This window comes from Buchnera aphidicola (Sitobion avenae) (assembly GCF_005082585.1).
Lineage (GTDB): Bacteria > Pseudomonadota > Gammaproteobacteria > Enterobacterales > Enterobacteriaceae > Buchnera > Buchnera aphidicola_Z.
Genome location: NZ_CP034855.1, coordinates 161,718 through 174,045, shown reverse-complemented (window position 1 = coordinate 174,045; position 12,328 = coordinate 161,718). Strand labels below are relative to the sequence as shown.

At 28.1% G+C, this 12,328-nt stretch carries 11 protein-coding genes; all 11 read right to left on the bottom strand.

The window, feature by feature from the left end; all coding sequences use genetic code 11:
- Positions 1-65: 65 nt before the first annotated feature.
- A complete protein-coding gene (nuoL, locus tag D9V77_RS00810) occupies positions 66-1,925 on the bottom strand; it encodes an NADH-quinone oxidoreductase subunit L (protein WP_158338145.1) in 1,860 nt (619 codons plus the stop codon).
- Complete coding sequence (gene nuoK / locus D9V77_RS00805) at positions 1,922-2,224, bottom strand: NADH-quinone oxidoreductase subunit NuoK (protein ID WP_158338143.1); 303 nt, start codon at positions 2,222-2,224, stop codon at positions 1,922-1,924. The genes nuoL and nuoK overlap by 4 nt, the downstream gene beginning before the upstream one ends.
- A 30-nt stretch (positions 2,225-2,254) precedes the next feature.
- Positions 2,255-2,770, bottom strand: a complete 516-nt coding sequence (nuoJ, locus tag D9V77_RS00800; protein ID WP_158338141.1) for an NADH-quinone oxidoreductase subunit J — start codon at positions 2,768-2,770, stop codon at positions 2,255-2,257.
- 10 nt (positions 2,771-2,780) lie between these two features.
- On the bottom strand, positions 2,781-3,323 hold the full coding sequence (nuoI, locus tag D9V77_RS00795) for an NADH-quinone oxidoreductase subunit NuoI (protein WP_158338139.1): 543 nt from the start codon (positions 3,321-3,323) through the stop codon (positions 2,781-2,783).
- Positions 3,324-3,347: 24 nt separating this feature from the next.
- The gene (nuoH, locus tag D9V77_RS00790; protein ID WP_158338137.1) at positions 3,348-4,316 is read right to left on the bottom strand and encodes an NADH-quinone oxidoreductase subunit NuoH; all 969 of its coding nucleotides are present in this window, start codon (positions 4,314-4,316) and stop codon (positions 3,348-3,350) included.
- Positions 4,313-7,045: an NADH-quinone oxidoreductase subunit NuoG gene (nuoG, locus tag D9V77_RS00785; RefSeq protein WP_158338134.1), complete on the bottom strand. Its 2,733-nt coding sequence runs from the start codon at positions 7,043-7,045 to the stop codon at positions 4,313-4,315. The genes nuoH and nuoG overlap by 4 nt, the downstream gene beginning before the upstream one ends.
- Before the next feature lie 95 nt (positions 7,046-7,140).
- Positions 7,141-8,475 carry an NADH-quinone oxidoreductase subunit NuoF gene (nuoF, locus tag D9V77_RS00780; RefSeq protein ID WP_158338132.1) on the bottom strand — a complete coding sequence of 445 codons (1,335 nt, stop codon included), beginning with the start codon at positions 8,473-8,475 and terminating at the stop codon, positions 7,141-7,143.
- A complete protein-coding gene (nuoE, locus tag D9V77_RS00775; protein ID WP_158338130.1) occupies positions 8,472-8,960 on the bottom strand; it encodes an NADH-quinone oxidoreductase subunit NuoE in 489 nt (162 codons plus the stop codon). The genes nuoF and nuoE overlap by 4 nt, the downstream gene beginning before the upstream one ends.
- A gap of 22 nt (positions 8,961-8,982) precedes the next feature.
- Positions 8,983-10,776: an NADH-quinone oxidoreductase subunit C/D gene (gene nuoC / locus D9V77_RS00770; protein ID WP_261979296.1), complete on the bottom strand. Its 1,794-nt coding sequence runs from the start codon at positions 10,774-10,776 to the stop codon at positions 8,983-8,985.
- A 108-nt stretch (positions 10,777-10,884) separates the two neighbouring features.
- The gene (locus D9V77_RS00765; protein WP_158338126.1) at positions 10,885-11,562 is read right to left on the bottom strand and encodes an NADH-quinone oxidoreductase subunit B; all 678 of its coding nucleotides are present in this window, start codon (positions 11,560-11,562) and stop codon (positions 10,885-10,887) included.
- 46 nt (positions 11,563-11,608) lie between these two features.
- On the bottom strand, positions 11,609-12,004 hold the full coding sequence (gene ndhC, locus D9V77_RS00760; RefSeq protein ID WP_158338124.1) for an NADH-quinone oxidoreductase subunit A: 396 nt from the start codon (positions 12,002-12,004) through the stop codon (positions 11,609-11,611).
- Positions 12,005-12,328 lie beyond the last annotated feature (324 nt).

Below are 12,328 nucleotides of genomic sequence, written 5' to 3'. Positions count from 1 at the left end.
TTATTCACTATGACTATTTAATCAATGGAATTACTTTTTATTTTTTAGAAAAAACATAAATTTATCTAAAGAACTAAGTTTAAATTTAACCAATAAAATAAAATTAATATAAAAAACGAATTTATACCTACTATCATTGAAGCTGCATACCATCTCATATAACCATTACTAGTTTTTAATAAATAATGATTAAACACACAAATAATTCTTAAAAAATAATTAATAGTTTTATTTAATGGATCAAAAGATAATATTTTAGATATATATAAATAAAAATTTACAAAAGATATATTATAAAACCAATTAAAACCCCATCCTTTTAAAAAAAAATAATGTAAATATTTCATTAATTTAAAATTAAGAATTTTATCAACCCAATGTAAGTTTTTAATCCAAAAATAATAAGATAAATATATTCCGGAAATAGATAATATACTGCATATTGTTTCCAATATAAACTTATCGTTTTTTAGAAAAAAAGATACAGGAAACACATGTAATAATGGTGGTAATATATATGAACCAAATACAGTAGAAAATAATAAAAGTATAAATAATGGGATATTATGATTTAAATTTTTTGATGGAGTAACTTCATGAGTATTATTTCCGTGGAAAATAACAAAAATCATTCTAAATGTATAAAGAGCTGTCAAGAAAGAACAAAATAGAGCGATTAAAAAAAAATAAAAATAACCACTTTGTAACACTCTAAATAAAATATCACCTTTACTATAAAATCCAGATGTAAATAAGGGAAAAGAGGTTAAAGATGCACCTCCTACTATAAAATTAATATATAGAAAAGGCAGTTTTTTCCGCAAGCCTCCCATTTTAAATATATTCTTTTCATTCTTACAAGACAGAATTAATGAACCTGCAGATAAAAACAATAATGCTTTAAAAAATGCATGAGTCATTAAATGTACAATTGCTGCACTCCAAGCTTTTACTCCTAAAGCCAAAAACATATATCCTATTTGACTCATTGTAGAATAAGCTAAAATACGTTTTATATCATTTTGAACTAAAGCAGAAACACTAGAGATCAATATTGTTATTATACCAATTAATCCTACAATATATAATACTTCTGGAGTCAATAAAAACAAAAAATGTGTTCTTGCAATTAAATACACACCTGCTGTTACCATAGTAGCTGCATGTATTAATGCTGAAACAGGACTCGGACCAACCATTGCATCAGACAACCAAGTTTGTAGTGGTAGTTGTGCTGATTTTCCAATCACGCCTAACAATAGAAAAAATGTGATAAAATTTAAATCATAAATATTTTCTAAATTGAAAAAAGTTGATACAAATTTTATTTGTTGAAAATTAAAAGTATGATATTGGTTATAAACTAAAAATATTGAAATCATTAAAAAAATATCAGAAATACGAGTTAAAATAAAAGCTTTAAAAGCACAATAATTATTTTGAGATTTCGTATAATAAAATCCAATCAGCAAATAAGAACATACACTGACTCCCTCCCATCCTAAATACATAAATAAAAAATTATCAGCAAGCACAAGAAGCGACATACTTGCTATAAATAAATTAGTGTATGCAAAAAAACGTGAGTAACCTTCTTTAAATTTCATATACCAAGATGAAAAAATGTGTATTAATAAACCAACACCTGTAATTACGAATAACATATTGAGAGACAAACTGTCTAAAATAAAACCAAAATCAATGTTAAAACCATTAATAGATAACCATTGCCATAGCATCTGAGTAAATATTTGATTATTGTTTTCAATAATTCTTACACTATAAAAACAAGTTATAAAAAATGATATAACTATAGAACAAATACCTATAATAGATGTATTTTCTCTAGAAATAGCACCTTGTATAAAAGATAAAAGTAAAAAACCGAACAGCGGAAATAAAGTTATGAAAACAATAATATTCATCCATTCATCTCACTTAATATATCAATATTTAATGTTTTATTACGCCTGTAAAGTTGAAGTAATAATGCTAAAGCTATACTAGCTTCTGATGCTGCTAAAGTAATAGCAAATATATACATTATTTGACCATCTGGTTGATGCCAATAACTACCAACTACTATTAATGCTAATCCAGCAGAATTCATCATTATTTCTAAACTAATTAATATAAATAATATGTTACGTCGAACAATCAAAGATGTTAAACCTAAAATAAATAATATTAATGATAGAAATAACCCGTGAAATAAAGAAATCATGAATTATTATCCTTAATAAATATGAATTAATTACAAAGATTTATTTTTATTAAAATATTTTTTTTCTCTACCAATATGACAAACAACAACTAAAGCAGATAACAAAAGAATGGAAGAGAGCTCAACTAAAAGCATGTAAGGACCGAATAAATTCACACCTACTATCTTTGAATTAATCAATAATCCATCTATTTTTTTTATTTTTAAAAAAAATATCGCATAAGTCATAGATGAAAATAATATTAAGGATAAAATGCTAGGTCCAATCCAAAAAGTAGATTTTAAATAATTTTCTTCCTCTAAGTTATGTTTATCATTTACATTAAGCATCATAATAACAAAAACAAATAAAACTATAATAGCTCCAGCGTAAATGATAACTTCTAAAGCACCAGCAAAAAAAGCACCTAGTGAAAAAAAAACACCAGCTATAGATAAAAGGGAAATTATTAAGTATAACAAGGAATATACTGCATTTTTCTGAATAATTGTAAAAATAGTAGAAATAACAGCTACACATGAACATATATAAAAAACCAATTCCATAAAAATCTCCTTATGGTAATAAATCTTTTACATTAACTGGTTTAGATTCGATGTCTAAATCACCTATTTTTTTACCTTTTATAGCTACACCAGAAAAATTATAAAAATCATAATCTGGATATTTACCTGGACCTGAAACTAACAAATCTTGTTTTTCATATACCAAATCTTTTCTTTTAAAGTCAGATAATTCAAAATCAGGAGTTAATTGTATTGCAGCTGTAGGACAAGCTTCTTCACATAAACCACAAAATATACAACGAGAAAAATTAATCCTAAAAAACTCTGGATACCAACGACCACTCGTTTTTTCAGATTTTTGTAAAGAAATACAATCAACCGGACAAACTGCGGCACATAAATTACAGGCAACACAACGTTCTTGTCCATCTACATTACGAGTTAATATAATACGTCCTCTATAACGAGGAGCTAGATATACTTTTTCTTCTGGATATAATTTAGTTTCCGATTTAGAGAAAATATTTAAACCGATCATTAAAATACTTCGTATTTGCGTAAAAAATCCGATAATAATATCTTTAAATATCATAAATAAAAAAATCTCTCATAAAATTTATAACAAAATAAAAAAAGCAGTTACAAGCAAATTAAATAACGTCAATGGTAAACAAAATTTCCATCCAAATGATAACATTTGATCATATCTTGGTCTTGGTAAAGATGCTCGAATTAAAATAAAAAGAAAAATAAAAAAAATAGTTTTTAAAAAAAACCAAATAAAACTAGGTAGAAAAGGTCCCAACCAACCACCAAAAAAAATTGTCACCATTAACGATGAAACTGTAATGATAGAAATATATTCACCAATAAAAAATAAACCAAATTTCATACCTGAATATTCAATATGATAACCATCAGCTAGTTCTTGTTCTGATTCAGGCTGATCAAAAGGATGTCTATGACAAACTGCTAAACCTGCTATAAAAAAAGTTAAAAAACCAAAGAACTGTGGGAAAATATTCCACATATCTTTTTGACTATTTATAATATCAGATATTTTAAAAGATCCTGATTGAGCTACTACTCCCATTAATGATAATCCTAAAAATACTTCGTAACTTAAAGTTTGAACACAAGCCCGCATAGCCCCTAATAACGAATACTTATTATTACTAGACCAACCAGCAAATAACACAGAGTAAACAGATAAACTAGCCATCATTAAAAAAAACAATATCCCTATATTTAAGTCAATGATAAAAATACGAGAAGTAAAGGGAATAATAGGAATAACAAATAATAAAGAAGTAAAAGCTATTACAGGCGATAAAACAAAAATAAATCTTCTACTAAAGGGAGGAACCCAGTCTTCTTTAAATAAAATTTTAATCATATCAGCACACAGTTGTAAACTCCCCATCCAACCAACTCGATTAGGTCCATGTCTATTTTGAAATAAAGCCAATAATCTTCGCTCGACAACACTTAACATAGCACTAAAAAACACTGTTAAAAATAAAATAAAAATAACTTTTAACAAACAAAAAATTATTTTAATAATGTTTGTTTCTAACCAAATCATTTCATAAATTCCTGTAAAAATTTAATTTTTTCACCTACAAGAGCAATAGGAAAACCTTTTCTACCAACAGGTAAACCCACCTGATTACTAGATAAACATCTAGATAACTGTATTGCTAAACGATAATCTTGATTTAAACAATTAAATTCTATGATAGAATCTTTTTTTAGACCTAATTTAATTGCATCTGATAGACTAATTAAGGCGTATGCTAAAGGAATATTTTCTTGTATAACAGAGGAATACTGAGTTAATTCTTCATTTCCAAAAAGATTGTAATAAGGAATTATATTCCAATATATTTCTTTGATTACATTTTTAGAAAAAAAACTTGTATAAGAATCTATTTTTACTTTATTTTTTTTAAAAATATGTACTCCTGAATCACCAGATATTAAATTCTTACCCACTTCAATCTGGAACTTATTCCATGCTTGAGGTGAATTCCATCCAGGAAACCAAGCAAAAGGAATGTGTGATACTAGACTGTTGGGCTTATTATATCCTTCCATAGAAAATGCAAACATACTGTCAAGATCCTTAGTCTGACAAGGTTCATGAATATCAATATCTGCACGTAAAGACGTTCTACCACTAGAACGAATTGGCGATCGCGGAATTTTTTGCCCATGAATGCGAAAATTAGAGCTTAATTCTTTTATTTTTATATCTTTTAAAATGGAATATTTTTTAGAATAAGCATTTATTACATCATCTAAATTAAACCAATGGACTTCTACATTATTAAGTTTTGATTGAATAGTATGCAACCATTTCCAACTATCAAAAAGACAATAGCTTTTATCATAAAAATTAGGATCGTATACTTGAAAAAAACGCTGAGCTCTTCCTTCAAAGTTTACTACTGTTCCAGAACTTTCAGTAAAATTTGTTGCAGGTAAAGATAATCCAGATTTTTTATAAGTTTCTGTATACTGATGATCTATAGTAATGATGTTTTCTTGTTTTTTTAAAACATAATTACAATCATTTTGAGATAAAAAACGATATAAATCGTACTCCATAAAGATGATAGCATCTGCTTCTTTTTTCTTTATTTGATCTAATACACATTCTATAGACATGCCCCCAAGTAATTCAGCACCTAAAGCATTAGAAGACGATGTTAAAAAAGTTATACCAACATGGTGATCAATAGTATGAATCTTAATAGCTTTAGCTATATTTATAGCAGCTTGTATAATTTCACCATTAAAAGAATGAGTCCCTGAAATAATTAGTGTTTTTTTAGATGAAATTAATCGATGAGCAATTAATAATACTTTTTCTTTTAATTCAGAATTTAAATTTAAAACTCTTGGTAAATTTTTGTCTAATTCAGAAGCGATGGCAGATGCTAAATCTACTTGCTGATTGATAGGTGCAAAGTAACACCATTCAGAAATATCATCTAATTTGCTTTCATGTGTATGCATAATATATAGAGAATTTTTACATTTTTCTACAATATGAATATTAGAAGAAACATTCCATTTTGGTATTCCATGTAAATTAGTTATATCCTGCGCTCTTTTTTTAACTGCTTGACGTACAGCTAAAGCAACGCGAGCAGATGTTTGTGTTAAATCTTCACCAAGAACTAAAATTACATCATAACTTTCGATTTCTTTTAATGATGGAGTATATATATAATTATTATTTAAACATTCTAAAATTAATCTAACACATCCTTGTTCTTTATCAGACATTCCATTTGAAAAATTTTCTTTTCCCACTAATTCCTGTAATGCAAAATTATTTTCTATACTTGCTCTACTAGAACCAACTCCAATTATACGCTTATGTTTTTTAAAAAAATTCACTCCAATTTCTATTGCTTCATTAAAATTTAACAAAGTTAAATTATTATTATAAATATAATTAGGTTTTTTTGGACGTTGATGTAAATTAGTATGTGAATATCCAAAACGACCAAGATCACAAATTAAATAATGATTTATTTTTTCATGATATCTGTTCTCTATTCGACGTACTTTACCATAACGTTCGCCAATACTGATATTGCATCCAATGCTGCAATTTTGGCATATGCTTGGAGCATACTGCATATCCCATTTACGATTGTACTGTTTAGAATGAGTTTTATCAGTAAAAACTCCAGTGGGACACAATTCTATTAAGTTACCTGAGTGTTCACTTTCTAAGGCACCTTCTTCTACACGACCAAAATAAATATTATTGTTAGAACCATAAACACCAAAATCAACACCATCTGCATAGTCATTGTAATATCGAACACAACGATAACAGGAAATACAGCGATTCATTTCATGTTTAATAAAAGAACCTAAATATTGATTTTTATGTGTTCTTTTTTGAAATCTATAATTTCTCATGCTATGTTTTGTCATTACAGTCATATCTTGTAAATGACAATGACCACCCTCTTCACATACTGGGCAATCATGTGGATGATTTGTTAATAAAAGTTCAATAATAGCACTTCTAAAAATCTCTGCTTCAGAATTTTTAATAGAAAATATAGCCCCATCTGTAACAGGAGTCATACAAGACATAATTAATCGACCTTGACGATCATCTAAACTATTATATTGCATAACAGCACATTGACGACATGCTCCTAAACTTCCTAATAAAGGATGCCAGCAAAAATAAGGTATATTAAGGCCTATTGATAAACAAGCTTGTAATAAATTTGCAGATTTATCAACATTATACATCTTTCCATCTATATAAATTTTCACCATAAGAGAATAATTCCAAAAAACTTCTATTTTAGATAAATTTCTATAAAAATTTATTTAAAAATAAATATTTTCTATAAATATTTTGATATTCAAAACTATATTTGATTATCTTGAATTCCAATAATTTTTTTATTTAAATTTATTTGTTTTATATTAATACCAGCTTCAAATTCAGCTCGAAAATATTTGATGGCACTTTGCAATGGCTCTATAGCTCCTGGGGCATGAGCGCAAAATGTTTTTCCTGGTCCTAGATGAGAACATAGTTTTTCTAAATTTTTAACGTCATTTTTATGTCCTGTATTTTGTTTTAAACTTTCTAATATTTTCACAATCCATGGAAGTCCATCTCTACATGGAGTACATAAACCACATGATTCTCGAGCAAAAAATTTTTCTATATTATATAGTAGAGAAACCATATTAACTTTATCATCAACAGCCATAGAAAGAGCAGTTCCTAAACGACTTCCTGCCTTACTAATATTCTGAAAATCCATTGGTAAATCTAAATGTTTTTCAGTTAAAAAATCTGTTCCTGCACCACCTGGTTGCCAAGCTTTTAAAAAAAAACCGGATTGCATGCCACAGGCATAATCTTCTAAAATTTCACGAGCTGTGGTACCAAAAGGTAATTCCCACACACCAGGATTATTAACTTTTCCTGAAAAACCCATTAATTTAGTGCCTGTATCAGAGCTTTTAGATAAATTTTTATACCAATCTATACCATTTAATATAATACACGGGATATTAGATAATGTTTCAACATTATTTATACAAGTAGGTTTTCCCCATAAACCAAATACTGCTGGAAATGGTGGCTTAGATCTAGGATTAGCTCTACGACCTTCTAGAGAGTTGATTAAAGCTGTTTCTTCTCCACAAATATAGCGTCCAGCTCCAGTATGTAAAACTAATTCAAAATTAAAACTACTTCCTAAAATATTTAATCCAATATATCCAGCATTTATTGCTTCTTGTATAGACTTATTTAAAATATGTTCTGCTTTAACATATTCTCCTCTTAAAAATATATAAGCACGAGAAACATTCAATGCATATGCCGATAAAATTATCCCTTCAATCAATTGATGAGGAATTTGCTCTATCAATAATCTATCTTTATATGTACCTGGCTCCATTTCATCAGCATTACATATCAAGTAACTACGTTCTGTTTCGTAAGATTTTTTTTTACGCATTAAGCTCCATTTTAAACCAGTAGAAAATCCAGCTCCTCCTCTTCCCTTTAGACCAGATTCTTTCACTATCTTAATAAGATCTTCTGGCAGTATTTCTTTTAATGCTTTTTTTAAAGCTGAATAACCATTTTTATCACAATATTCTTTAAGCCAAACAGTTCTTTGATCATCTCTTAAACGCCAAGTTAAGGGATGCATTTCTGCAGTACGTAAAACTTTATTCATTTGTATGATTCCAGTAAACAAGGTATAGATTCTGAAGTTAAAAAAGAATATGTATCTTCATTAATCATAATTGTTGGACTTTTATCACAATTTCCTAAACAACAGACTGGTAATAAAGTAAATCTGTTATCTTTAGTGGTTTCTCCTATTTTTATTTTTAAATAATCCTCTAAAGCTGATTTAATTGCTTCATAACCAGTTAAAAAACAAACTACACTATCACAATAGCGAATAATATTACGACCAACAGGCTGACGAAAAATTTGACTATAAAAAGTAGCAACTCCTTCAACGTCGCTCGGATTAATTTTAAGTATTTTAGAAATAGCATAAATGGCTTGATCAGAGATCCAGCCTCTTTTTTTTTGAACAATTTTTAATGCTTCTATTACAATAGCACGAGAATTTTCATAATATTTTTTTTGATTTTGTATTTCATTTATTTCTTCATCAGTCAACATAAATTTTATAGAAATTTCTCGAATTTGATTTTTTTTTTATACATAATTATCTATCCACGTCAGACATGACAAAATCTATACTACCTAAGTATACAATTAAATCTGATATTAAACTTCCACGAATTACTGAAGGTATTTGTTGTAAATGTGGAAAACTAGGCGTACGTATTCTTGTTCGATAACTCATCGTACCACCATCACTAATTAAGTAATAACTATTAATTCCTTTTGTTGCTTCAATCATTTGAAAACTTTCGTTTTCAGGGATGACTGGACCCCAAGAAACCTGTAAAAAATGGGTGATCATAGTTTCAATATTTTGCAAAACACGCTCTTTCGGAGGAGGTGTAGTTAATGAGTCTTCAGATTTAAAACGACCTTTTGGCATATTATTTAAACACTGTCTTAAAATAATAAGACTCTGATAAATTTCTTCTACTTTAATCATTACTCTTGAATAACAATCACTTGTTCCTGAACCTGTTGGAACTTCAAAAATATAGTTTTGATATCCAGAATATGGTCTCCACTTCCTTACATCAAAATCTAATCCTGTAGCACGCAGACCTGCTCCTGTAACACCCCATTGCAACGCTTCTTTTTTATTATACTGAGCAATTCCTTTAGAACGATTGATTAAAATACTATTTTTTAAAGCAGTTGTTGTATAATATTTTAATCGTTTCGGCATCCAATCAAGAAAATCTTTTAGTAAAACATTCCATCCTTTTGGTAAATCATTAGCGACTCCACCAATACGAAACCAAGCAGGATGCATACGGGCACCTGTGATTGCTTCAACTAAATCATATATTTTCTGGCGATCTGTAAAAGCAAAAAAAACTGGAGTCATACAACCTACATCTTGAATAAAAGTAGAAATATATAACAAATGGCTATTTATTCGAAATAATTCTGACATCATTACTCTAATAACTTCTGCTTTTTCTGGAACTGAAATATTCGCTAATTTTTCCACAGCTAAAACATAAGGTAATTCATTTATACATCCACCAAGATATTCAATGCGATCAGTATATGGAATATAACTATGCCATGACTGACGTTCTGCCATTTTTTCAGCTCCGCGATGATGATATCCAATATCTGGAACACAATCTACAATATTTTCACCATCTAATTGTAAAACAATTCTAAAAGCACCATGAGCTGAAGGATGGTTAGGTCCCAAATTCAAAAACATAAATTCTACATCATCATTTTTACGTTCCATACCCCACAGCTCAGGTTTAAATTTTAATCCCTCCATCTCAAGATCTTCTTTTTGCTCGTTTAAGAAAAATGGTTCATACTCAGTAGCTCGGGCAGAATAATTTTTTCTTAATGGATGCCCTTTCCATGTAGAAGGCATAATAATACGAGTTAAATTAGGATGTTTATCAAAAACAATGCCAAACATATCCCAAGTTTCACGTTCATACCAATTAGCATTAGGAAATAAGTTAGTCAATGTCGGTACAATTAAATCATGCTCTAATAATGGTACTTTAATCATAATATCAGAATTGCGCTCAATCGATATTAAATGGTAAAAAACTGAAAAATCAGCTTTAGGCAAATATTCACGATGGGATCTAACACGCTCATCTATGCCATGTAAATCATAAAGCATAATATAAGGTTTAGATAAATTAAACAGAAATTTTACTACTTCTAGTACTAATATTTTATTAATCCAAATTACAGGAAATCCGGTTAAGGTATTTTGACAAAAACAAAATTCTTCACCAAAAACACTAAATAGATCATTAATCACTAAATCAGTAGAAGATTGTTCATTATATTTTTTTTTCAATAAAAATCTGTCTTCTTTTGGCATGAAATCCATCATAAATTTCCCATTGTACTTAATTCAAAAATATCATATATATTATGATCTAAAAAATATCAATCATATTAAAGGAATTTATATTTTCTAATTAAACAATTAAATTTTTTCTGGAGTTGAAAGATTGACAATATCAATTATTTTTCTTCTTTTTTTAACTCTTTCAGATAGCATTTTTTTATGATATACGCCCTGTTCTCCAATAATCCAAGACAATGGTCTTCTTTCTTCTTGAATTAATTTCTGTAATAACATTAAAGCTTGTATATATGCTTCTGGACGAGGTGGACAACCAGGAATATAAATATCAACAGGCAAAAATTTATCCACGCCTTGAACAACAGAATAAATATCATACATACCACCAGAATTAGCACAAGCACCCATGGAAATAACCCATTTAGGTTCTAACATTTGATCATATAAACGTTGAATGACAGGAGCCATTTTTATAAACGGTGTTCCTGCAATTACCATAACATCAGCTTGTCTAGGAGATGCACGTAATACTTCAGATCCAAAACGAGCAACATCATGCACAGAAGTAAAAGCAGATACCATTTCCACATAACAACAAGATAATCCAAAATTATAAGGCCACAGAGAATTTTTTCTCCCCCAATTAACTAATTTGTGTAATAATTTAGTAATTGTACCCATGAAAATATTGTTTTTTACATATTCTTTGATAGGATCTGAAACAGATTCAACAGTTTGTCTTGGATAATTTTTATTATTCTTATTAGAAACATCTGCTTTAGTTAAAGTATAGTTCATCTTATGCTCCATTAAAGTAAAATATATAATATATTTAGAGTAATAGTTAAATGTTATTTTTAATTGAAGATACCCAATTTAAGGCATTAATACGAATTAAATAAAATAATCCTAATAAAAGAGACATTGTAAACATAAACGCCTCACTAAATCCAATCCATCCAGCTTCTCTTATACTAATAGACCAAGCATATAAATAAAGCGCTTCAACATCAAAAATAACAAAAAACATAGCTATTAAATAAAATTTTACAGAAAAATGAAGATGAGTATTTCCTGCTGATACAATTCCTGATTCAAAAGGAGTGTTTTTATATCTAGATAAAGATCTACCCCCTAAGATCCAACTTAAAAACAGCATAAAACCACATAATGCTAAAGAAAAAATTATGAAAACGAAAAAAGATAAATATTCAATAATTATTTCTGTGTTCATTAACATATATTTTCCTAAAAATTTGCAATATTCGGATAAAATTATAAAACATAAATTATTTTATGCATCTAAATAATATTAAAAAATGAAAGTTGTCATAGTACCAAACATATTAACGAATATGTTGTCTTTAATAAATAAAAAATCTTATAATTTAAATATTATAGTGTACTAAAACTTTATTTTTTTTACTCTTAACCCTTGATGAGCGGAAAAGAGACCCCATCTAATAATCATTCAACCTTGTAGATGTAAAGCATAAATATAAACTCATGTAACTAATTAACAGCCAAAAAAAATGGCCGCATAAAGGTTGCAAACCCAATTGAT